The following is a 23,252-nucleotide window of genomic DNA, read 5'->3' as shown; positions in this document are numbered from 1 at the left end:
CACAGCTGGCAAAGCGAATGTCACACAGACAAAAGCAGGAATGCGAAACCCCTCTTAGACTGCTTACACACCCTGCGAAGCATAACGAAGGAGTACCCTATGTCCGAATCACACGTCGCCGTCCTGCCGGGCGTGCAGCAGTTTTTAGACCGTCAGCACGGCCTGTGGATTGAAGGGCGTCAGGCGGCATCCGACAGCGAAAAACGTCTGAACGTCTACAATCCGGCGACCGGAGAGGTGATTGCCTCCACCGCCGATGCCAGCGTCGACGATGTCGATCGTGCGGTGATGTCCGGCTGGCGCGCCTTTGTCGCCCGAAGCTGGGCCGGGCGCCTGCCGGCAGAGCGGGAACGCATCCTGCTGCGGTTTGCGGATCTGGTGGAACAGCACGGCGAAGAGCTGGCGCAGCTCGAAACCCTGGAGCAGGGGAAATCCATCAATATTTCCCGCGCCTTTGAGGTGGGTTGTACTCTGAACTGGATGCGCTACACGGCGGGGCTGACCACCAAAATTGCCGGCAAAACTCTCGATCTCTCTATTCCTCTGCCGCAGGGCGCGCGCTATCAGGCGTGGACGCGCAAAGAGCCGGTGGGGGTCGTGGCGGGGATTGTGCCGTGGAACTTCCCGCTGATGATTGGCATGTGGAAAGTGATGCCCGCGCTGGCGGCGGGCTGTTCCATCGTGATCAAACCCTCCGAAACCACGCCGCTCACCCTGTTACGGGTGGCGGAACTGGCGAGCGAGGCGGGTGTCCCGGATGGCGTGTTCAACGTCGTAACCGGAAGTGGCGCTGTCTGTGGCGCAGCGCTGACCTCGCACCCGCGCGTTGCCAAAGTGAGTTTTACCGGTTCGACGGCGACGGGCAAGCAGATAGCCCGCGCAGCAGCGGATACGCTAACGGGCGTGACGCTGGAGCTGGGGGGCAAAAACCCGGCCATCGTGCTGAAAGATGCCGATCCGGCGTGGGTGATTGAAGGGCTGATGACCGGCAGCTTCCTGAATCAGGGGCAGGTCTGCGCGGCCAGCTCGCGCATTTATATTGAGGCCCCGCTGTTTGACACGCTGGTCAGCGGGTTTGAACAGGCCGTGAAATCCCTGACCGTCGGGCCGGGCATGTCGCCCGAGGCGTTTATCAATCCGCTGGTGTCGCGCGCCCACTGCGATAAGGTCCAGGCGTTCCTGGATGAAGCGAAGGCACACAATGCGGAGCTGATCGCCGGGAACCGGGGACCAGACGGCAAAGGCTTTTACGTTTCGCCAACGCTGGTGGTCAACCCGGATAATCATCTGCGCCTGACGCGTGAAGAGGTGTTCGGGCCGGTGGTCAACCTGGTCCGTGTCGCCGACGGGGAAGAGGCGCTTCAGCTGGCGAACGACACTGAATATGGCTTAACGGCCAGCGTCTGGACGCAGAACATCAGCAAAGCGCTGGAGTATACCGACAGGCTACAGGCCGGAACCGTGTGGGTGAACAGCCACACGCTAATCGACGCCAACCTGCCGTTCGGCGGTATGAAGCAGTCCGGCACCGGGCGCGATTTCGGCCCCGACTGGCTGGATGGCTGGTGTGAAAACAAGTCGGTGTGCGTGCGGTATTAATAAAACGCCGGGTGGCCTAGGGGATCGGTTTCGTAGGCCGGGTAAGCGCAGCGCCACCCGGCATAACTTAACGCCTCCAACAATCCCGCCCGGCCTCTTTCGCCCGGTACAGCGCCGCATCGGCGCGGGCGATGATTTCCGGACCGGCAAGTCCTGCGCTATGGGCGGCAATCCCCATGCTGACCGTCACATATTCACTGACCTTCGACGCACCGTGCGGAATGGCTGCCGCGCGCAGGCCTTCCTGGATCCGCGCAGCGACTTTTTCAGCAACGTTTTCAGCACAGTCAAAGAGGATCACCACAAACTCCTCGCCACCGTAGCGGGAGACCACATCCTCCGGGGTGCGCACCGAGGCGTTCAGCACCTCTGCAACCCGCGCGAGGCAATCGTCTCCTGCCTGGTGACCATAGGTGTCGTTATAAAGCTTGAAGTAGTCGACATCCAGCATCAGCACCGTAAAGCGTTTGCCTTGCTCCACCGCGTTTTCCAGCACCAGCTCCATCGCCCGGCGATTGGCCGTTCTCGTCAGCGGATCCTGGTGGGCCAGCGCATCCAGCCGTGAAATTAAACGCTGATTCTGCTGGTTACGACGCCAGGCCTCTTCAAACCAGCTCAACAGGATGTAGCGTCCGCAAACGAGAATGAAGGTGAAGACCACCCACAGCCCGACAAAGCGAAGGTTAATCTCGTGATTCAGCAGCATGCTGGCAACGGACAGAGTGATCCACAGCGGCGCGATAAAGCACACCAGCCCCACAGGATGAAAATAGAGCGCGGTCATACCGGCCATCAGCAGGGTAACGAATACCGGCCAGGGATGAGGAAGCTGGATCACAGTGATAAACCAGTAACAGCTTATCGACCACAGCAGGCTGCACATAAACAGCACGGCGCTGACGCCGCGGATGTGGCGCCAGGCCATGATGACCAGCGCCACGGAAAGAATGACTACCCCCAGCATGGAAGCATCAATCATCTGTCTGAGAGGCGGGCTGATGTGCAAGAGGGTGTCAAAATGGCCGAACAGGGAATTGCGCAGCAGAACCATCAGCGCAAAGCTCGCATTGACAAAGGCGAGCCAGGGCAGATTCACGGCCAGCCCGTGGACAACCATTGATTTACGGGTAGGCCATGTTGCAGGCTCGGGTGTCGTTGGATGTCTTTTTTCCATTAAAGAGAATTTTCCTTGAGCGGGCGGAAGGTCCGCCCGCGTGTGCATGCCGTTACGGGGTCACAATGTTAAACCAGAATTCAAATTTATCCATATAACCGAGCATGGCATCGAGCTTGGCGGCATCGCCGGTCACTTTGATATCACCGTTATCCTGTGCCTGTTTTAGCGTCACTTCTTTAAGGATAATTTTATTCAGCGTATCGCGGTTGAGGGTCACGGTCGCGTCAGCGTCTTTCGCTTCGGCGTTCGCCGTGTGGTTCAGCACGCCGTTTTCCAGCTCCAGCTTGTATTTGCCGCCGTCGCTGCCGAGGTCGATGTTAAAGACCGATTTAGCGTCCGCCGCTTTTTCGCCGTTGATGTGCACCGCCAGATAGTCAAAGAACATTTCTGGCGTCATTGCGCGCACGGTATCCGGGCTGGCGGTGTTCGGAGTAGGGCCTTTCACCACGCCGTTACGCAGTTCCTGCGCGCCGGTCAGGTAGAAGTTACGCCACGGGCCTGATTCAGCCTGGTAACCGAGCTGCTCCAGCGCGTCCGCTTCCAGGTTTCGCGCAGCCTGATTGTTTGGATCGGCAAAGACCACTTTGCTGACAACCTGAGCCACCCAGCGATAGTTCCCCTGGTCAAAGTCGGTTTTGGCTTTGCTCAGGATGGCATCCGCGCCTCCCATATACTCCACAAATTTCTTCGCGGCTTCTTCAGGCGGCAGTTCGTCCAGGGTCGCCGGGTTGCCGTCAAACCAGCCTAAATAGAGCACGTAGGTGGCTTTGACGTCATGGCTGACGGAACCGTAATAGCCCCGGTTGGCCCAGGTATTGGCCAGAGAATTTGGCAGCTTGAAGTTGGCGGCGATCTCGTCACGCGTCAGCCCTTCGTTCGCCATGCGCAGGGTCTGGTCGTTGATGTAGCGGTAGAGGTCGCGCTGGCTTTTCAGCAGGTTAACCACATTTTCGTTGCCCCAGGTCGGCCAGTGGTGCTGCGCCATAATGACGTCGGCCTTATCACCCCAGCGTACAATGGCCTGGTTGATGTATTTCGACCATGGCAGCGGTTCACGAATTTTCGCGCCGCGCAGGGAGTAGGTGTTATGCAGCGTATGGGTGACGTCTTCCGCTGACTCGATCAGCTTTTTCTCTTCGATATACCAGAGCATCTCGGAAGGTGCTTCGGAGCCCGGCGCGAGCATAAAATCGTAGGTCAGGCCGTCGATGACCTCTTTCTGTCCATCTTTCTCGATGATATTTGTCGGGGCAATCAGGGTAACCGTCCCGGCGGAGGTGGTGGTGCCGAGACCCGCGCCGACCTGGCCTTTCGCATCCGGCTTCAGCAGGTTGCCGTACATATAGCTGGCGCGGCGGCTCATGACGTTACCCGCCATGATATTTTCCGCGACGGCGGCCTCCATAAATCCGGCTGGCGCGTAGACTTTGACCTTGCCGGCCTTCACGTCGGCTTCGTCCACCACGCCGCGCACGCCGCCGTAATGGTCAACGTGGCTGTGGGTGTAAATCACGGCGACGACAGGTTTCTTGCCGCGATTTTTATAGTAAAGATCCATCCCGACTTTGGCCGTTTCCGCCGAAACCAGCGGGTCAACGACGGTAATGCCTTCTTTACCTTCGATTATGGTCATGTTTGACAGGTCGAGGTTACGGATCTGGTAGACGCCCTCGGTGACTTCAAACAGGCCGCTAATGTTAATCAGTTGGGACTGACGCCATAAGCTCGGGTTAACCGAATCGGGCGCTTTATCGCCTTCTTTGATAAAGGCGTACTGCTTCGGATCCCAGACGGTGTTGCCTTGTTCACCTTTGATCATTTCCTGAGGAAGAGGGGCAATAAACCCTTTGTGGGCGTTCGTAAAATCGGTGTTATCGGAGAAAGGGAGCTGGTTGAAGAGTGCGTTGTTGGCCTGTTGCGTTGCTGCGGTTGCGTCCTTGGGTGCTTCGGCTGCCCAGGCTGAACTTGCGGATGCAACACATCCTGCCAGCACCAGCCCTCTGACTATCTGATTGATTTTCATCCTAAAACCTCTCGGTGGTATTTCGCGTCGTTTGTGGAAACTTCGGTTGCTGCAAAATGTTTCAAGAGTTGCAAAAGGATTAAGCGAAGTAACATTAACTATAATTCGGGAGGGGGATTCAGCAAGTAAGCGGATGAAAAGCCGGGCATTGCGCCCGGCGGTTGCTTATTTTTACTCGGCTTTTTTCTTGCCGAGCGTTGGCGTCTCGTCAAAAAAGTTCCACGGCTTGAGCAGCGTGTGCACCCATTCCGTCGGCATGATCGGCCACTCTTCGGCGCGGGCGACGTGGGTGGTGCCGGTAGTCATCCAGATGACGTTATCCTGGTCGTTGAGCGACTCGTTATCTTTGCTGTACTGCCCGAGGCCCGTATCGTGGGTGGAACGGTTCGGGTATTTCCCCTCCGGATACATTTCGTCAGGATGGTAACGGGTCACCCACAGCTGTTTATCCATAAAGCTCAGGCGGTGGTAAATCCACTCGTCCGGAGCAAACTTCGCGCCCGTCGCCACCGGGTGGGTGCCCCCCGCGTAAGGGATAATCTGATACGAAACCGGGTTGCCCATGCGGTTCTCTTTGCGCGTGTTGCTCAGCAGGCGGATGGTGCCCGGGTCGAACTTCTGGGCGGCCTGCTGTTCGGTATCAATATCATACTGATTAACCTGCATGGTACTGGTGCGCGGGCCGCCAGCGGCGTTTGGTTTGACTTCCGGATCCATGGCCACCAGCTTGTTGTTAATGCCATCCACGTCCATATCCAGACGGAAATTATAGATGTGCTGGTGCGTGGTACCGACAATGTTATGGTCGATCAGCGTCCCGTATTTCGTATCATCTTTCGCGGTGGCGTCATGCATCGTTTTTGTCTGTACGCCTTTTACCGCTTCAATGCCCGTGGCACCCGCATCAATGCCGATGGTGCCGTTTTCATGGAACACCCAGTCGAAGATGTAATCGTAGTTACCCACGGTGCTGACCCAGCGCACGACCAGCTCGCGGCGTTCGGTGCTGACGTTGGATTTACCTAACTCCTGGTGCTTATATTCTGGCCCGGCGTAACGCTCGAAAATGGCGATCGCGCGGGGGATCTCCATTGGCGCACCGGTGTAGTCCGGGATAGTTTCGTTGAGCATCACGGCGTTAGACGGCGCGTCTTTACCGCGCACCAGCGGGGAGGTCAGGGTACCCATGCCGTAGTCACCGGAGTCCAGATAGGCTTTAAAGTACCAGCCGATATCCGGGTCGCCGTACGGCACGATCATTCCGCCGAGCGAACCCTGATACATCACCTGGCGCTTTTTGCCGTTGTCGTTATAGGTCACGGTGGAGATCATCGGGCCGACGCGTGAGTCCAGGCTCAGATGAAAATCCCAGTTCTGCCAGTGCACCCTATCCCCGGTGATGGTGTAGTTCTTGCCTTCCGGCTCGATAATATCCAGCGGTTTTTTCTCCGCCTCAACGCGGTCGCGGCCATCATACGGCCGCGGGGTGAGCGGCACCGGCACGACCGGGCCTTCCTCAATCTTCTGGATTTTCTTCTGCTCAAGATCCACCACCGCGACCAGGTTTTCAATCGGGTGCGCCCAGTAATTCCCGTCGCCCACGTCGAGATAGCTGATCACTTTCAGCAGGCGATCTTCCTGTTTCAGCCCATCCTTGCCGTCAAAAAAGCCGACGGTAAGCGGCGTGGTGATCACTTTTTTTGGATCGTTAATGCCGCGCTTTTTCAGCACCGCGGCAAACTCCGGGCTCTCACTGACGATCTGCTGCACGGTGTTGAAGTCATCCAGCAGCACCATGCCGTGCGCGTCTTTGATCGGCGCCCAGTGGAGGATCTTTTTGTCCTTCAAATCCACCCGGCTTTCGACGATGCGTTTGCCGTCAAGCATGATGATATTGGCCTGGCGGGGCGCATCCACCGCCGTGCCGTTCAGCACAAAGTCCCAGACTTTGGCTTTATCTGGCTCCGCCAGCGCGATCTGGGTAAAGCGGGTATTGGGCTTAAAATCCGCAGAGGTTTTCACAATCTCCACGGCCTGCTTGATTTCATCAGCCGTCAGCGCGTTTAACGGATGGGGGCTTTTTTCGACCTGGAAGGTCCGATCAAGACCGGACTGAAAGACATCGTTGATAAAGGTCTCCGGGATATATGCCTTGTTGTCCTTCATCACCACGGGCACCTGTAGCGCCAACGGCGTGCCGTTAACGATGGCGGTATTGGCGCCGGGTTTGACCTTCACAAAGGCACCGTCTTTAACGATGGTAAACATCTGGGCATAATCATCCCACTGCACGTCAGCCCCGAACGCCTGGAGCGTTTTGTCCATCGGAACCATATGCGCCTCGCTGCCGTGCGCGTAAACCGGGGATTGCCAGGCGCAACAGAGCGCAACGGCCATGGCCAGCGCCGTTCTACGGGCAGAAAAAGAAGAATAGCTTCCCATCGCAGACCTCATCTTGTTGTGTTTATTGTGTTATGTCAGCCTTATCCTGACAGGCGCGCACGAAAATCGTTTGCCTGCATCTGCCAGGTTGTTTGTCAGTCTTGCCAGGTTAAAAAAAGACCGGGAGTGCATCACACCCCGTGACAGAAAAAGGGTGCTTCAATAAGGTGAACTGTCGAGATGTATGCGGACGTCGAAACCTACCGTCGTGAACGAATAGACCTTACCGCGAACGCGAAAATAAATGTCTCCCTCTTTAATCGTCACCGAAGTTTTATCATCATCGGTGATCATGACGGGGGTAATGTCCTTAACGTTGGACATGAAATCTTCCGTGCTTTTTTTCGCATCAAAGAGATAAATATGATACCTGTTCTTAGACAGTGAACCTGCCTCAACCTGGGTAATATAAAGCGTTAAACGCTCGTTAACCTGGATTTTTTCCTGCAAATGTTCATATACGGTAAACAGATCGCGGAAAGGGTATGCAATGAATATAAGAAAAAAAAGTAAAATCACACCAGCGCGCCAGTTAAAAACCCGAACGTCGTGCATAATCAATTCCTGCCTTTATCCATAACTGATCGACTGGGTCATCACCGTAGTTATTATGACTCTGGAATTTTGCAAATTCGACAGGATCGCTTGTCCCGGCAAGAATCTGTGCAGTACCTGCCCCCCGGAGCAGAATGCCATCCGGAATACCCGCAGCGGCGCCAACGGCACCGTAATGAAAATTGCCAAAGTTGGCAAATTGTGCCCGGCCTCGTTTATAATCCCAGGGGCCATGATTCCTGACCATTTGATAAAACCATATGTAGGTCATTAATGAGGGGCCACCGTGAAATCGCGCAATTACCATGTGGCTCACAACGTCTACGCCAGGTGGTGCAAAGGATGCAATATTATAGGGTGTTGAATATGATGGAGTTCGCATATTCAACGCTCAGCCCAGCAGTCAGCAAACTGTAAATTACCATCACAATACGTCCAGGTTATTTTATCGTAGCGTAGTTCCACGACTTCAAGATGATTGTGTTTTTCTTTCGTCGGGTCCTTAATGTCATGCATCAATGGCGTAACGGAAACGACGCGAATATTATCGAGGCGCATATTGTAATATTCTACTTCCTGCCCCGCGTCATTAATGCGATACCACCTGAATTCAGCCGTTTTAAGGCTTTGGCCAGTCGCAACGGCTTTCATCAGGAAAGGGGAGGAGGAATCGATTTCTTTTTGAAAAACGACTGGGGCATGGTTGCGTTTACTGGTAATTTTCCCAGTCAATGGATCGGTTGGTAGGCTTAGATTATGTGTAAAGCCAGTGACTTCAATGCTTCCCTCACGATAACGTATATCCACCGAGCCTGTAATTGTTGCGCCACCATCATCAGTTAAGAAAAGATAAACAGGAATTGCCATAGCCTAATACTCTTCCATGTAATTTAACGCGGGAATATTCCTGTCGCTAAATAATAACCATGCTAACAATATGGTCAATTTACTTACTGTTTCCGGTTGTAACTTATCCAGACCGGGCTGACTGGATGGTTTGATTAATCAAAGCCATCCAGTCCATGTTTCTATTCAGGCTTTTTGATGTTCTTAAACAATTGATGCAGCAACGTCAATCTTGTTGCTTTGATCAGAAATCACCCTGCTGGCGCGCCACCAGCGTAAGGATGGAGTAGAGCGCCACGGCCTGCTGATGCTGGTTGAAAATCTCAACCGCCCATTCCACCACGCCGGTGGGCCTTTCATCGGCAGCACGCTGTTTCTTCAGCGTTTTACGTTTGCATGTCAGGCGCACCTGAATGGTGTCGCCCGGTTTAACCGGCTCGATAAAGCGCAGGTTTTCCATACCGTAGTTGGCAATAACCGGCCCAACCCCGGCATCAACAAACAGCCCCGCCGCGGCGGAAATCAGAAAATAGCCGTGCACCACGCGCTCGCCAAAAATCGACTCCGCCGCGCCAATTTTGTCCATATGGGCATAGAAGTGATCTCCGCTCAGGCAGGCAAAATTCACGATATCCGCTTCCGTCAGGGTACGGCGCGGGGTCAGCAGGCTGTCGCCCGGCTGTAACTCTTCGAAGTATTTACGGAACGGATGAACGCGATCTTCCTGCACCCCGGCGCCACGCACCCACTGTTTGCCGATGGCGGCGAGCATGGACGGGCTGCCCTGAATGGCCGTGCGCTGAAGATAGTGCTTCACGGCGCGCAGGCCGCCCAGCTCTTCGCCGCCGCCCGCACGTCCCGGACCGCCGTGCACCAGCTGCGGCAGCGGGGAACCGTGTCCGGTAGACTCTTTGGAAGATTCCTCGTTGAGGATCTGAATACGTCCGTGGGCGCGTGCTGCCCCGGCAATAAACTGCCGCGCCACGTTTGAATCTGCCGTGACCAGCGTTCCCGCCAGGCTGCCGCCGCCCGCTCGCGCCAGCTGCATGGCGTGTTCGGTATTGCGATACGGCATCAGGGTGGCGACGGGGCCAAAGGCTTCGGTGGAGTGAACGGCCGGCGTCTCGTCCGGCTGCGGGCAGAACAGCAGGGTGGGCGGGAAGAATGCGCCAGCCGCCTGCAAATCGGCCTTACCACCCAGACGGATCTGGCAGCCCGCGGCAAGCAGATGATCAACTTTTTCCTGCACGTCGGCGCGTTGCTCATGGTTGACCAGGGCCCCCATCTTAACCCCTTCCTGCGCCGGATCGCCGACGACCACGTTCTCCAGCTGCGCAATCAGCGCCTGGCTGACGGCCTCAACCTGCGCTTCCGGCACGATGATGCGGCGGATGGCGGTACATTTTTGCCCGGCCTTGGCGGTCATCTCGCGCACCACTTCACGGATAAACAGCGCAAACTCCGGCTGCTCCGGCGTTACGTCTTCACCGAGCACGCAGCAGTTCAGGGAATCCGCTTCCATGGTAAACGGAATGGAATTGGCGACGATATTCGGGTGCACGCGAAGGCTCTGTCCGGTGCTGGCCGATCCGGTAAACGTCACCACGTCCTGGCTGTCGAGCTGGCTCAGCAGATCGCCCGCGCCGCCGCAGATCAGGCTGATGGCGCCGTCCGGCACCAGACCGCTCTCGACAATCGCTTTCACCATCGCCTGCGTGACCTGCGCGGTGGCGGTGGCGGGTTTGATGATGGCGGGCATCCCGGCAAGCCAGGTCGGGGCAAGTTTTTCCAGCATCCCCCAGCACGGGAAGTTGAACGCGTTGATATGTACCGCCACGCCGGACCTGGACGTCAACACGTGGCGCGCCGCAAAGCCACCTTCTTTCGACAGCGGGATCAGCTCATCTTCTGGCCACAGGGTATCGTCCGGCAGTTCGCGGCTGCCGAGGCTGGCGTAGGTGAAGAGGGTGCCGATACCGCCTTCAATGTCCACCCAGCTGTCGGCCTTCGTTGCGCCGGTCTGGGCTGAAAGGGCGTAAAACCGATCCTTCTGGCTCAGCAGGTGTTTGGCCACCGCCTTCAGCATGGCGGCACGCTCGATAAAGCTCATTGCGCGAAGCGCCTCCCCGCCGTGTTCAATGGCGTAACGGCGTGCGGCCGCCATATCCAGCCCTTCGCTGGTGACTTCAAATAGCGTTTCCCCGCTGATAGCGTGGGTTATGGTGCGCTCGCGGCCCCGGCCTGACTGCCAGGTGCCGGACAAGAAGCTGGCTAACTGCTGCATTTCTTCTCTCCAGATGTTTCGTGATTTCACTATAGATAGTTTGATCATGAATCATAAAAATCAAGCTGAGTTTTAATGAATTGTTAACGTTGTGATCTGCATTACTCAGCTTCGTCATGAAAAACCCGCGCGATTCCTGCTGTTCACGAAAACCCTTGCGAGCGTCGTCACAAAATAAGCAAACGCTTCTTGGGGTTATATTTAACCTTTGTGTAACTTTTAAGAAACCAAGTGATTCACCATTTTGCTACATATGGTGATCTAACGAATCATAAAGGTGGTTATGTGACGCAAGAACAACGCTTTGAGCAACGCATCGCGCAGGAGACGGCCATCGAGCCGCAGGACTGGATGCCGGAAGCTTACCGCAAGACGCTGATCCGCCAGATTGGACAGCACGCCCACTCTGAAATTGTCGGCATGCTGCCGGAAGGGAACTGGATCGCCCGCGCGCCGACGCTGCGCCGGAAAGCCATTTTGCTGGCGAAGGTGCAGGACGAAGCCGGACACGGCCTCTACCTCTACAGCGCGGCGGAAACGCTGGGCTGCGCCCGGGAGGACATCTATCAAAAGATGCTTGACGGCAAGATGAAATACTCCTCCATCTTCAACTATCCGACCCTGAGCTGGGCCGATATCGGCGTTATCGGCTGGCTGGTGGACGGTGCGGCCATCGTGAACCAGGTGGCGCTGTGCCGCACGTCTTACGGCCCGTATGCCCGGGCGATGGTGAAAATCTGTAAAGAAGAGAGCTTCCACCAGCGTCAGGGTTTTGAGGCCTGCATGGCGCTGGCGCAGGGCAGCGAAGCCCAGCGTCAGATGTTGCAGGACGCCATCAACCGCTTCTGGTGGCCAGCGTTGATGATGTTTGGACCCAACGACGACAACTCGCCAAACAGTGCCCGCAGCCTGGCCTGGAAGATCAAGCGCTTCGGCAACGATGAGCTGCGCCAGCGCTTCGTTGATAACACGGTGCCTCAGGTGGAAATGCTCGGCATGACCGTGCCGGACCCTGACCTGCGGTTTGATGACGCGAGCGGCCACTACCGCTTCGGCGATATCGACTGGCAGGAATTTGACGAGGTCATCAACGGGCGCGGGATCTGTAACCACGAACGTCTGGCCGCCAAACGTAAAGCCTGGGACGACGGCGCGTGGGTGCGTGAAGCCGCGCTGGCGCATGCCGAAAAACAACGCGCCCGCCAGGCCGCATAAGAGGAATTAACCATGAGCAATGTTTACTGGCCGTTATACGAAGTGTTTGTCCGGTCTAAGCAGGGTCTGTCGCACCGTCACGTGGGCAGTCTGCACGCTGCCGACGACCGCATGGCGCTGGAAAACGCGCGTGACGCTTATACCCGCCGCAGCGAAGGCTGTTCCATCTGGGTGGTGAAGGCGAGCGAAATCGTCGCCTCCCAGCCGGAAGAGAGCGGTGAATTTTTCGATCCGGCGGAAAGCAAGGTCTACCGCCATCCGACGTTTTACACCATCCCTGATGGCATTGAGCACATGTGAGGGTAGGGATGAACAACGTATCTGCATATGCCCTGCGACTGGGCGACAACGGTCTGGTGCTCTCCCAGCGCCTGGGCGCCTGGTGCGGCCACGCGCCGGAGCTGGAGATTGACCTGGCCCTCGCCAACATCGGCCTCGACCTGCTCGGCCAGGCGCGCAACTTCCTGACCTACGCCGCTGAGCTGGACGGAACGGGGGATGAAGACACCCTGGCCTATGGCCGCGATGAGCGTCAGTTCAGCAATCTGCTGCTGGTGGAGCAGCCAAACGGCAGCTTCGCTGACACCATTGCCCGTCAGTACCTTATGGATGCATGGAACGTGGCGCTGTACGAGCGACTGATCCACAGCAGCGACGGCCAGCTTGCCGCCATCGCCGCAAAAGCCATTAAGGAGGCGCGCTATCACCTGCGCTTTAGCCGCGGCTGGCTGGTGCGTCTGGGCGACGGAACAGAAACCTCCGCCCAGAAAATGCAGCAGGCGGTGGATAGCCTGTGGCGCTTTACGGCCGAGCTGTTCGATGCCGACGACGTCGAGCTGGCGCTGATTGACGCCGGCGTGGCGGTCGATCCCCGCACCCTGCGCGAGCCGTGGGAGCGCGAAGTGTTTGCCGGGCTGGCGGAAGCCACCCTCCGCGTGCCCGAAGACGTGGCGTATCGCACGGGCGGCAAGCAGGGTCTTCATACCGAACATCTGGGGCCGATGCTGGCAGAGATGCAGTATCTCCAGCGCGCCTACCCCGGCCAGCAGTGGTGAAGGAGAACGCTATGCAACGCCTCGTCGACATTGCGCCTGCCCAAATCCCGCAGATTTGGGCGCTGCTAAGCCAGATCCCCGACCCGGAAGTGCCGGTGCTGACCATCACCGATTTAGGCATGGTGCGCAGCGTGAAGGCGCAGGGGGAAGGCTGGGTTATTGGCTTCACGCCGACCTATTCCGGCTGCCCGGCAACGGAGCATCTGCTGGGGGCCATCCGCGAAACCCTGAGCGGGAACGGCTTTTCCCCGGTACATATTGTGCTGCAACTGGAGCCCGCCTGGACCACCGACTGGATGACCGGCGATGCGCGCAGGCGCCTGCGTGAATATGGTATCAGCCCGCCTGTCGGCCATAGCTGCCATGCCCACGCTCCCGCAGAGGTGAGCTGCCCGCGCTGTGCGAGCACCGATACCGCGCTTATCAGTGAATTTGGTTCGACGGCCTGCAAAGCGCTCTACCGCTGCAATACCTGCCGTGAGCCCTTCGACTATTTCAAATGTATTTGAGGCCGCCATGACAACGTTTCATTCATTAACAGTGGCAAAAGTAGAACCTGAAACCCGCGACGCGGTGACCATTACCTTCGCGGTGCCGCAGGCGTTGCAGGAGGCGTACCGCTTCCGCCCCGGTCAGCATCTGACCCTGAAAGCCAGGCTTGGCGGTGACGAACTGCGCCGCTGCTACTCCATCTGCCGGAGCACCGCACCGGGGGAGATCAGCGTAGCGGTCAAAGCCATCGACGGCGGGCGCTTCTCCCGCTACGCCCGGGACGAGATTAAGCAGGGCATGGCTTTAGAGGTGATGGTGCCCCAGGGGCAGTTCGGCTACCAGCCGCAGGCTGAACGCGAAGGCCACTATCTGGCAATAGCCGCCGGGTCCGGGATCACCCCGATGCTGGCCATTTTATCCGCTACGCTGGCCACGGAACCGCACAGCCACTTCACCCTGATTTACGGCAACCGCAGCAGCCAGAGCATGATGTTCCGTCGGGCGCTGGCAGACCTGAAGGACAAATATCCGCAGCGCTTGCAGCTGGTCTCCATCTTCAGCCAGGAGACGCTCGACAGCGATCTGCTTCATGGCCGCATTGACGGCGAAAAGCTCCAGGCGCTGGCAAAAACGCTGATCAATTTCCGCCAGTACGACGAAGCCTTTATCTGCGGCCCGTCGGCGATGATGGACGAGGCAGAGGCGGCGCTGAAAGCGCTCGGCATGCCGGAAAAAGCGATCCATCTTGAGCGGTTTAACACGCCGGGCACTACCGTGAAACGAACGCACAGCGTGCAGGCCGAGGGGCAGAAGGTCACCGTCCGTCAGGACGGACGCGACAGGGAAATCACCCTGACGGCGGACGATGAGAGCATTCTGGACGCCGCCCTGCGTCAGGGCGCGGATCTGCCGTATGCCTGCAAGGGCGGCGTATGCGCCACCTGCAAATGCAAAGTGCTGCGCGGAAAAGTCGATATGGCGACCAACTACAGCCTGGAGCCGGACGAGCTGGCTGCGGGCTATGTGCTGAGCTGTCAGGCGCTACCGTTAACCGCCGACGTCATCGTCGATTTTGATGCGAAGGGGATGGCATGAGCGAACTGATTGTCACCCGTCATGGCCGCGTGTTGCAGCTAACGCTAAACCGTCCGGCGGCGCGCAACGCGCTCAACAATGCGCTGCTGATGCAGCTTGCCGAACAGCTTGAGGCCGCCGCAGCGGATGCTGAAATCGCCGTCTGCGTGATTTCTGGCAATGAACGCTGCTTTGCCGCCGGGGCCGATCTGAACGAAATGGCGGAGAAAGATCTGTCCGCCACCCTGAACGATATCCGCTCCCGGCTGTGGGCGCGGATAGACGCCTTCAATAAACCGCTGATCGCCGCCGTGAATGGCTACGCATTGGGCGCCGGCTGCGAGCTGGCGCTGCTCTGCGACGTGGTGATTGCCGGCGATAACGCCCGTTTTGGCCTCCCGGAAATCACCCTCGGGATCATGCCGGGCGCAGGCGGCACCCAGCGGCTGATCCGCAGCGTGGGTAAATCCCTGGCCTGCAAAATGGTGCTGACGGGTGAAAGCCTCACGGCGGTTCAGGCGCACAGGGCCGGGCTGGTCAGCGACGTCTTCCCGGCCTCGCTGACGCTGGAGTACGCCCTGAAGCTGGCGGCACGGATGGCGAGCCACTCGCCGCTGGCGCTACAGGCGGCGAAGCAGGCGCTACGCCAGTCGCAGGAAGTCCCGCTCCAGGCCGGGCTGGCGCAGGAGCGTCAGCTGTTTACGCTGCTCGCGGCCACCGACGATCGCCGGGAAGGTATCGACGCCTTCTTACAAAAACGCACCCCAGACTTCAAAGGACGCTAATTGTGGAATGTATTCTGAGCCATGTTGAGCAGGGCGTAATGACCATTACGCTGAACCGCCCGGATCGCCTGAACAGCTTTAACGATGTCATGCACCAGCAGCTTTCCGAATGCCTGAAGCAGGCCGAGCGCGATGACGCCATCCGTTGTCTGCTGATCACCGGGGCGGGGCGCGGTTTCTGCGCCGGGCAGGACCTTAACGATCGTAACGTGGATCCCAACGGTCCCGCGCCGGATCTGGGCATGTCCGTTGAGACCTTTTACAACCCGCTGGTGCGCCGCCTGGCGAAGCTGCCGAAGCCGGTGATCTGCGCGGTTAACGGCGTGGCGGCGGGAGCGGGTGCCACGCTGGCCCTCGGCTGTGACATGGTGATTGCCGCCCGTTCTGCCAATTTTGTGATGGCTTTCAGCAAGCTCGGACTGGTGCCGGACTGTGGCGGCACCTGGCTGCTGCCGCGCGTGGCCGGACGCGCCCGCGCCATGGGGCTGGCGCTGCTGGGCGATAAGCTCAGCGCCGAACAGGCGCAGGCCTGGGGGATGATCTGGCAGGTGGTGGACGATGAGCAGCTCTCTGACACCGCCCGGCAGATGGCGCTGCATTTTGCCTCTCAGCCTACTTTTGGCCTGGGCCTGATCAAGCAGGCGATTAACGCCGCCGAAACCAACACCCTTGATGCCCAGCTCGATCTGGAGCGCGACTACCAACGTCTGGCCGGACGCAGCGACGACTACCGGGAAGGCGTCAGCGCGTTTCTGGCAAAACGCACGCCGAACTTTACGGGGAAATAAGATGGCGACCAACCTTCATACGATCGCCGTGATCGGCAGCGGCACCATGGGTGCCGGCATTGCCGAAGTGGCGGCCAGCCACGGTCATCCGGTGCTGGTGTACGACATTGACGCAGCGGTGATTTCCCGCGCCGTTGACGGCATTCGCCAGCGCCTGACCTCTCGCGTTTCGCGCGGAAAACTTTCTGCCGACGCCGCGGAGCAGATCCTGTCCCGCCTGACGCCGGTGACGACTATCAATGCCCTGGCGAAAGCCGATCTGGTGATCGAGGCAGCCTCCGAACGGCTTGAGGTGAAAAAAGCCCTGTTTAGCCAGTTGGCAGAGGTCTGTCCGCCGCAGACGCTGCTCGCCAGCAACACCTCGTCCATTTCCGTTACCGCGATTGCGGCGGAGATTAGCCACCCTGAACGCGTCGCCGGGCTGCACTTCTTCAATCCCGCGCCGGTGATGAAGCTGGTGGAGGTGGTCAGCGGGCTGGCCACCTCGTCCGAAGTGGCCGATGCGCTGTGCGAGCTGGCGCTGAGCTGGGGAAAGCAGCCGGTACGCTGTCAGTCCACGCCGGGGTTTATCGTCAACCGCGTGGCGCGTCCGTTCTATTCGGAAGCCTGGCGCGCGCTGGAAGAGCAGGTGGCAACGCCCGAGGCGATCGACGCCGCCCTGCGAGACGGCGGCGGCTTCCCGATGGGGCCGCTTGAGCTGACGGACCTGATCGGTCAGGACGTCAACTTTGCCGTGACCTGCTCCGTGTTTAACGCCTTCTGGCAGGAGCGCCGTTTTCTGCCGTCGCTGATGCAGCAGGAGCTGGTGCTGGCAGGGCGTCTGGGCAAAAAAAGCGGGCAGGGCGTTTACCGCTGGCAGGAGGAAAAACCCGCCGTCAGCTGGCTCGACCCGGTCAGCGACAGCTTCAGCCCGATGCGCGTACAGCGAAGAAGTGACGGTGTCACGGAAATTGACGAACTGCTGCTGATTGAAACGCAGGGTGAAACCGCACAGGCGCTGGCGCTGCGCCACGGCTGCCCGGTGGTGGTAGTTGATCGTATCGAGCGGGATGTGGCTGTGATTGCCGCCGCGCCCGGCAACCCGCGCTCCGCCACGCAGAAGGCCATTTACTGGTTGCAGCATCAGGAGAAGCGGGTGTTACAGATTGCGGATTACCCCGGCCTGCTGGTCTGGCGCACGGTGGCGATGATTGCCAACGAAGCGCTGGACGCCCTGCAAAAAGGGGTCGCCAGCGAGCAAGACATCGATACCGCCATGCGCTTAGGGGTCAACTATCCCTGCGGCCCCATCGCCTGGGGCGAGCGCCTTGGCTGGCAGCGTCTGTTAACGCTGCTGGAGAACCTGCAACGTCACTACGGCGAGGAACGCTATCGCCCCTGTTCACTGCTGCGCCAGCGTGCGCTTCTGGAGAGTAGCTATGAGTCATAACGCCTGGCATAACGCCCGCGCGATGTACGAACAAGACGCCTGCGCGCAGGCGATGGGGATGGATATCATCGACATGGACGAGGGCTATGCGGTGGTGACCATGACCATCACCCCGCAAATGCTTAACGGGCATAAAACCTGCCACGGCGGACAGCTGTTCTCGCTGGCCGACACTGCCTTTGCCTACGCCTGCAACAGTCAGGGGCTGGCGGCGGTAGCCTCAGGCTGCGCCATCGACTTTCTGCGACCGGGCTTTGCCGGAGACAAGCTGACCGCCACCGCGCGGGTGAAGCATCAGGGCAAGCTGACCGGCGTATACGACATTGAAATTCAGAACCAACACCAGAAAACCGTCGCGCTTTTTCGCGGGAAATCCCACCGCACCGGCGGCAGTGTGACAGGAGAAGCCTGATGCGTGACGCATTTATTTGTGAGGGGGTGCGTACCCCGGTCGGCCGTTACGGCGGAGGGTTGTCCAGCGTGCGCGCCGATGACTTAGGGGCCGTGCCGCTGCGCGCGCTGCTGGCGCGTTATCCGCAGCTCGATCTGGAGCGCATTGATGACGTGATCTTCGGCTGCGCAAATCAGGCCGGGGAGGATAACCGCAACGTGGCAAGAATGTCGGCGTTGCTGGCCGGGCTGCCGCAGACGGTGTCCGCCACCACCATTAACCGCCTGTGTGGGTCGGGGCTGGACGCGATTGGTTTTGCCGCACGCGCCATTAAGGCGGGCGACGGCGATCTGCTGATCGCCGGTGGCGTGGAGTCGATGTCCCGCGCGCCGTTCGTGATGGGCAAAGCCACCGCTGCGTTTCAGCGTCAGGCGGAGATCTTCGATACCACCATCGGCTGGCGATTTGTGAATCCGCTCATGCATCAGCAATACGGAACTGACAGTATGCCCGAAACGGCAGAGAATGTAGCGGAGTTGTTAAATATCAGCCGTACCGATCAGGACGCGTTTGCCCTGCGCAGCCAGCAGCGCACCGCGCGGGCGCAGCAGAACGGCGTTCTGGCGCAGGAAATTATTCCGGTACAGGTGGCGGGGAAAAAAGGAGCGGTGACGGAAGTGAGCGTGGATGAACATCCCCGCGCCGAAACCACCCTTGAACAGCTTGCCGCGCTGAAAACCCCGTTCCGTAAGAACGGGGTGGTGACGGCGGGGAACGCCTCCGGCGTGAACGACGGCGCGGCGGCGCTGATTATCGCCAGCGAGCCGATGGCGCATGCCCAGGGGTTAACGCCGCGCACGCGCATTGTGGCAATGGCGACCGCGGGCGTCGAGCCGCGTCTGATGGGGTTAGGCCCGGTGCCCGCCACCCGCAAGGTGCTGGAGCGTGCCGGGCTGAGCATCACCGATATGGACGTCATTGAGTTGAACGAAGCCTTCGCCGCCCAGGCACTGGGCGTGCTGCGCCAGCTGGGTTTGCCGGATGACGCCGGGCACGTTAACCCGAACGGTGGGGCGATCGCGCTAGGTCATCCGCTGGGCATGAGCGGTGCCAGACTGGCGCTGGCGGCAAGCAATGAATTGCACCGACGCGGCGGGCGCTACGCGCTGTGTACGATGTGCATCGGTGTGGGTCAGGGCATTGCCATGATCCTTGAGCGTGTTTGAGCGAACAATAATGTGAGTACCCTGCGATGATAAATACAACAAAGCTTGATCCGATCGAAACCGCGTCCGTTGATGAATTACAGGCGTTGCAGACCGCGCGCCTGAAGTGGACGCTGAACCACGCCTATCACAACGTTCCGATGTACAAACGCAAGTTTGACGCCGCGGGCGTTCACCCTGACGATTTTAACGAGCTGGCGGACCTGCAAAAATTCCCGTGCACCACCAAGCAGGATCTGCGCGACAACTACCCGTTCGATACCTTTGCGGTGCCGATGGAGCAGGTGGTGCGTATCCACGCCTCGTCGGGCACCACCGGGAAGCCGACCGTGGTGGGATATACCCAAAATGATATCGACAACTGGGCCAATATCGTCGCCCGTTCCCTGCGCGCCGCCGGGGGCAGCGCGAAGGATAAAATTCACGTGGCCTATGGCTACGGGCTGTTCACCGGCGGGCTGGGCGCGCACTACGGTGCCGAGCGTCTGGGGGCGACGGTGATCCCGATGTCCGGCGGCCAGACGGAGAAGCAGGCGCAGCTGATCCGCGATTTTCAGCCGGATATGATCATGGTGACGCCCTCTTACTGCCTGAACCTTATCGAAGAGCTGGAGCGTCAGATGGGCGGTGACGCCAGCGCCTGTTCCCTGCGCGTGGGCGTCTTCGGCGCCGAGCCGTGGACGCAGGCGATGCGCGGCGAAATTGAAAAACGGCTGGGCATTACCGCGCTGGATATCTATGGTCTTTCGGAAGTGATGGGGCCGGGCGTGGCGATGGAGTGTCTGGAAACCGCGGACGGCCCGACCATCTGGGAAGATCATTTCTTCCCGGAAATCGTTAACCCCAATGACGGCACGCCGCTGGCCGACGGGAAGCAGGGCGAACTGCTGTTCACCACCCTGACCAAAGAGGCGCTGCCGGTGATCCGCTACCGCACCCGCGACCTGACGCGCCTGCTGCCGGGCACCGCGCGCACCATGCGCCGGATGGATCGCATCAGCGGGCGCAGTGACGACATGCTGATCATTCGCGGCGTGAACGTCTTCCCGTCACAGCTGGAAGAGGAGATCGTCAAGTTCGAACACCTTTCGCCGCACTATCAGCTGGAGGTCAACCGTCGTGGACATCTTGATTCACTTTCGGTGAAGGTTGAACTAAAACAGAGCAGCTTAACGCTGACGCATGAACAGCGCTGTCAGGTCTGCCACCAGCTGCGGCACCGTATTAAATCGATGGTGGGGATCTCAACGGACGTGACGATCGTGAACTGCGGCAGTATTCCGCGTTCCGAAGGCAAAGCCTGTCGGGTGTTTGATCTGCGTAAGGTCGCGGCTAACGGGTGAAGGAACCTCACAACATGACGGCCCCCTCTCCCTTGAGGGAGAGGGCTGGGGTGAGGGGGAAACCTAAATTCCTGTGCTATGATTCATCCAGGAAAAAAATAACAACAGAATGAATCACATGAATAAACTTGACGCTTTTATCCAGCACGCGGTCAGCTCGGTTCCGGTGAGCGGAACGTCGCTTATCTCCTCGCTGTATGGCGACGCGCTTTCCCATCGTGGCGGAGAGATCTGGCTCGGCAGCCTGGCGGCCCTGCTGGAAGGGATGGGATTTGGCGAACGCTTTGTGCGCACCGCGCTGTTTCGCCTCAACAAAGAGGGCTGGCTGGACGTGTCCCGTATTGGGCGCCGCAGCTTTTACCGTCTCAGCGACAAGGGTCTGCGTTTGACCCGTCGCGCGGAAAATAAAATCTACCGTGCGGAATTGCCGGCCTGGGACGGTAAATGGCTGCTGCTGCTCTCCGAGGGGCTGGATAAAACCACGCTCGCGGATGTAAAAAAACAGCTTATCTGGCAAGGGTTTGGCACGCTGGCACCGAGCCTGATGGCCTCGCCGTCGCAGAACCTGGCGGATGTGCAGTCTCTGCTGCATGACGCGGGCGTAGCGGAAAACGTCATCTTCTTTGAGGCCCATTCACCGCTGGCCTTATCACGCGCGGCGTTACGAGCCCGCGTGGAAGAGTGCTGGCAGCTGACTGAACAAAACGCGATGTACGAAACGTTTATCCATTCGTTTCGTCCACTGCTTCCGCTTCTGAAGGAGGCGTCGCCGGAGGAGTTAACCCCGGAGCGCTGCTTCCAGATCCAGCTGTTACTCATTCATTTTTATCGTCGCGTGGTGCTGAAAGATCCGCTGTTGCCGGAGGAGTTACTCCCTGCGCACTGGGCGGGACAGAGCGCGCGGCAGCTGTGCATTAACATCTACCAGCGCGTGGCGTCGGGCGCCCTGGCGTTTGTCAGCGAGAAGGGCGAGACCTCCGTGGGCGAGCTGCCCGCGCCCGGCACGCTTTATCATCAGCGCTTTGGTGGTCTGAATATCACATAAGGAGAGGGTATGCCTGTTTATCAAATTGATGGTCTGACGCCGGTCGTGCCTGAAGAGAGCTATGTTCACCCGACGGCGGTGCTGATTGGCGACGTGATCCTCGGGAAAGGCGTTTACGTGGGTCCCAACGCCAGCCTGCGCGGTGATTTTGGCCGAATCGTGGTGAAAGACGGCGCGAACATTCAGGATAACTGCGTGATGCACGGTTTTCCGGAGCAGGACACCGTGGTGGAAGAGGACGGGCATATCGGCCACAGCGCAATCCTTCATGGCTGCGTCATCCGCCGTAATGCGCTGGTGGGGATGAATGCGGTGGTGATGGACGGGGCGACGATCGGCGAAAACAGCATCGTTGGGGCGGCGGCGTTTGTGAAGGCGAAAGCGGAGATGCCGGCGAATCATTTGATCCTTGGCAGTCCGGCAAAAGCGATTCGTGAGCTGAGCGCGCAGGAAATCGAGTGGAAAATGCAGGGCACGCGGGAGTATCAGGTGCTGGTGGACCGCTGTAAGCAGACGCTGCATCAGGTGGAGCCGCTGCGCGAAGAAGAGCCCGGACGCAAGCGGCTGGTTTTCGATGAGAATTTGCGGCCAAAATCGGCTGGTCGGGATGATTAATCGCCGGTTGTGCGCGTCTTTTAAATCCGTGAGGCCGAGCTTAATACGCTTCCGGCAACGGCCGGTCAATCGACACCAGCTTTCCGCGCTTCACGGTGATATACCCCCCGACTTTAAGATCTGCCAGCACGCGAAAAACATGCGTTCGCGACAGGTTGGTGCGCTTGATGATAAACAGCGCCAGGCCTTCATTTTCGCCCGTGTGGGTTTCCTGCCGATAGAGATAGCGGTACAGCATGTGTTTGATGGTCTGGTAGCTCGTGACCTGTCCGCGCTCGTTGTGCAGATCGATAGTAAAAATCGACATGAAGGTCAGAATAGTGGCCAGCGCCTGTACGCATTCTGGCCCGCCGTGCAAAAATAGCTGGTCGAAATCGGCGTAGGGAATTTTTACCAGTTTAACCTTCGCACTGCTGCGATATTCAAATTTCGCTAGCGGGCAATAGCGTTCCATTAGCCCGATGGGCATATATTCAATGGTATTGCCAATATTCAACCCATCTTCAGGCATTAATATCGTCAGAGAACCTTCGGTACAGAAATAAATATAGCCTGGCTCGACGGCTAACTTTTTATTTGCGGCAACGGTTAGCGCTTCTCCTGAAGACAGGATTTGTGGAAAAAGGCGCCCAATATTAAGCTGCTGATAATAGGTATGGATGTCCCGAAAATTCACGCTAGGCCTCGTCCCGCAACGTCTGTCGTCGAATCGAGTATAGCAGGAGTCGCGTCCTGATGACGAGACAACCTCATACCAGTCCCATATGGGACTATGATGGGAAAGTATTCTGTTTAGAATGGTCCTCAATGAGTTCGCATTAAATTATCCGCCAGCAGTAAATATCCGGGCGGCGCAATTAATCTATGA

The 23,252-nt window shown here is 58.5% G+C and carries 22 protein-coding genes; 14 read left to right on the top strand and 8 right to left on the bottom strand.

Translation table 11 applies throughout. From position 1 onward, the window contains the following. The first annotated feature begins 99 nt into the window (after positions 1-99). Positions 100-1,599: an aldehyde dehydrogenase family protein gene (locus IM267_RS00950; RefSeq protein ID WP_193032499.1), complete on the top strand. Its 1,500-nt coding sequence runs from the start codon at positions 100-102 to the stop codon at positions 1,597-1,599. Between the two features lie 67 nt (positions 1,600-1,666). Here the strand turns inward: IM267_RS00950 and IM267_RS00945 are convergent, their stop codons facing one another. The 7 genes from IM267_RS00945 to paaZ form a co-directional block, all read right to left on the bottom strand. Next, complete coding sequence (locus tag IM267_RS00945; protein WP_193032498.1) at positions 1,667-2,773, bottom strand: GGDEF domain-containing protein; 1,107 nt, start codon at positions 2,771-2,773, stop codon at positions 1,667-1,669. 52 nt (positions 2,774-2,825) lie between these two features. Then, positions 2,826-4,799, bottom strand: coding sequence for an alkyl/aryl-sulfatase (locus IM267_RS00940; RefSeq protein WP_107535285.1), 1,974 nt, complete (start codon positions 4,797-4,799; stop codon positions 2,826-2,828). Between the two features lie 171 nt (positions 4,800-4,970). Continuing rightward, the gene (gene tynA / locus IM267_RS00935; RefSeq protein ID WP_193032497.1) at positions 4,971-7,241 is read right to left on the bottom strand and encodes a primary-amine oxidase; all 2,271 of its coding nucleotides are present in this window, start codon (positions 7,239-7,241) and stop codon (positions 4,971-4,973) included. A 159-nt stretch (positions 7,242-7,400) separates the two neighbouring features. Further along, on the bottom strand, positions 7,401-7,796 hold the full coding sequence (locus IM267_RS00930; protein ID WP_193032496.1) for a hypothetical protein: 396 nt from the start codon (positions 7,794-7,796) through the stop codon (positions 7,401-7,403). After that, positions 7,774-8,067 (bottom strand): polymorphic toxin type 44 domain-containing protein, encoded by a 294-nt coding sequence (locus IM267_RS00925; protein ID WP_226847812.1) that lies wholly within the window; start codon positions 8,065-8,067, stop codon positions 7,774-7,776. The genes IM267_RS00930 and IM267_RS00925 overlap by 23 nt, the downstream gene beginning before the upstream one ends. A 113-nt stretch (positions 8,068-8,180) precedes the next feature. Continuing rightward, the gene (locus tag IM267_RS00920; protein WP_063451427.1) at positions 8,181-8,663 is read right to left on the bottom strand and encodes an Hcp family type VI secretion system effector; all 483 of its coding nucleotides are present in this window, start codon (positions 8,661-8,663) and stop codon (positions 8,181-8,183) included. Between the two features lie 223 nt (positions 8,664-8,886). Continuing rightward, entirely contained in the window at positions 8,887-10,926 is a 2,040-nt protein-coding gene (gene paaZ, locus IM267_RS00915) for a phenylacetic acid degradation bifunctional protein PaaZ (protein WP_193032495.1), read from the bottom strand. 285 nt (positions 10,927-11,211) lie between these two features. On the opposite strand from paaZ, the gene paaA reads away from it, so the two are divergent. The 13 genes from paaA to paaY all read left to right on the top strand — a co-directional run bounded on the left by paaA (position 11,212) and on the right by paaY (position 22,384). Beyond that, positions 11,212-12,141 (top strand): 1,2-phenylacetyl-CoA epoxidase subunit PaaA, encoded by a 930-nt coding sequence (paaA, locus tag IM267_RS00910; RefSeq protein ID WP_063866796.1) that lies wholly within the window; start codon positions 11,212-11,214, stop codon positions 12,139-12,141. A gap of 12 nt (positions 12,142-12,153) precedes the next feature. Next, complete coding sequence (gene paaB, locus IM267_RS00905; RefSeq protein WP_003857353.1) at positions 12,154-12,441, top strand: 1,2-phenylacetyl-CoA epoxidase subunit PaaB; 288 nt, start codon at positions 12,154-12,156, stop codon at positions 12,439-12,441. Positions 12,442-12,449: 8 nt separating this feature from the next. After that, positions 12,450-13,196 carry a 1,2-phenylacetyl-CoA epoxidase subunit PaaC gene (gene paaC / locus IM267_RS00900; protein ID WP_193032494.1) on the top strand — a complete coding sequence of 249 codons (747 nt, stop codon included), beginning with the start codon at positions 12,450-12,452 and terminating at the stop codon, positions 13,194-13,196. 11 nt (positions 13,197-13,207) lie between these two features. Next, complete coding sequence (gene paaD / locus IM267_RS00895) at positions 13,208-13,705, top strand: 1,2-phenylacetyl-CoA epoxidase subunit PaaD (RefSeq protein WP_193032493.1); 498 nt, start codon at positions 13,208-13,210, stop codon at positions 13,703-13,705. A gap of 7 nt (positions 13,706-13,712) precedes the next feature. Beyond that, positions 13,713-14,783 (top strand): 1,2-phenylacetyl-CoA epoxidase subunit PaaE, encoded by a 1,071-nt coding sequence (gene paaE / locus IM267_RS00890; RefSeq protein WP_063866793.1) that lies wholly within the window; start codon positions 13,713-13,715, stop codon positions 14,781-14,783. Continuing rightward, positions 14,780-15,547, top strand: a complete 768-nt coding sequence (gene paaF / locus IM267_RS00885; RefSeq protein WP_193032492.1) for a 2,3-dehydroadipyl-CoA hydratase PaaF — start codon at positions 14,780-14,782, stop codon at positions 15,545-15,547. The genes paaE and paaF overlap by 4 nt, the downstream gene beginning before the upstream one ends. Continuing rightward, on the top strand, positions 15,547-16,335 hold the full coding sequence (gene paaG / locus IM267_RS00880; RefSeq protein ID WP_131637603.1) for a 2-(1,2-epoxy-1,2-dihydrophenyl)acetyl-CoA isomerase PaaG: 789 nt from the start codon (positions 15,547-15,549) through the stop codon (positions 16,333-16,335). Before paaF ends, paaG begins: the two co-directional genes overlap by 1 nt. 1 nt (position 16,336) lies before the next feature. After that, positions 16,337-17,764: a 3-hydroxyacyl-CoA dehydrogenase PaaH gene (gene paaH / locus IM267_RS00875; protein WP_193032491.1), complete on the top strand. Its 1,428-nt coding sequence runs from the start codon at positions 16,337-16,339 to the stop codon at positions 17,762-17,764. Beyond that, entirely contained in the window at positions 17,754-18,176 is a 423-nt protein-coding gene (gene paaI, locus IM267_RS00870) for a hydroxyphenylacetyl-CoA thioesterase PaaI (protein ID WP_063866790.1), read from the top strand. The genes paaH and paaI overlap by 11 nt, the downstream gene beginning before the upstream one ends. Next, positions 18,176-19,381, top strand: coding sequence for a 3-oxoadipyl-CoA thiolase (gene pcaF / locus IM267_RS00865; RefSeq protein ID WP_193032490.1), 1,206 nt, complete (start codon positions 18,176-18,178; stop codon positions 19,379-19,381). The genes paaI and pcaF overlap by 1 nt, the downstream gene beginning before the upstream one ends. Positions 19,382-19,407: 26 nt before the next feature. Continuing rightward, a complete protein-coding gene (gene paaK / locus IM267_RS00860; RefSeq protein ID WP_193032489.1) occupies positions 19,408-20,724 on the top strand; it encodes a phenylacetate--CoA ligase PaaK in 1,317 nt (438 codons plus the stop codon). A gap of 109 nt (positions 20,725-20,833) precedes the next feature. Further along, on the top strand, positions 20,834-21,769 hold the full coding sequence (gene paaX, locus IM267_RS00855; RefSeq protein ID WP_193032488.1) for a phenylacetic acid degradation operon negative regulatory protein PaaX: 936 nt from the start codon (positions 20,834-20,836) through the stop codon (positions 21,767-21,769). Positions 21,770-21,778: 9 nt separating this feature from the next. After that, positions 21,779-22,384 carry a phenylacetic acid degradation protein PaaY gene (gene paaY, locus IM267_RS00850; protein ID WP_193032487.1) on the top strand — a complete coding sequence of 202 codons (606 nt, stop codon included), beginning with the start codon at positions 21,779-21,781 and terminating at the stop codon, positions 22,382-22,384. Between the two features lie 40 nt (positions 22,385-22,424). Here the strand turns inward: paaY and IM267_RS00845 are convergent, their stop codons facing one another. Beyond that, a complete protein-coding gene (locus tag IM267_RS00845; RefSeq protein ID WP_193032486.1) occupies positions 22,425-23,060 on the bottom strand; it encodes a helix-turn-helix domain-containing protein in 636 nt (211 codons plus the stop codon). Positions 23,061-23,252: the final 192 nt, after the last annotated feature.

The organism is Enterobacter cloacae complex sp. P15RS (assembly GCF_014895905.1).
Taxonomy (GTDB): domain Bacteria; phylum Pseudomonadota; class Gammaproteobacteria; order Enterobacterales; family Enterobacteriaceae; genus Enterobacter; species Enterobacter quasihormaechei.
The sequence above is the reverse complement of the archived record's forward strand: the minus strand, read 5'-3'. Positions and strand labels throughout refer to the sequence as shown.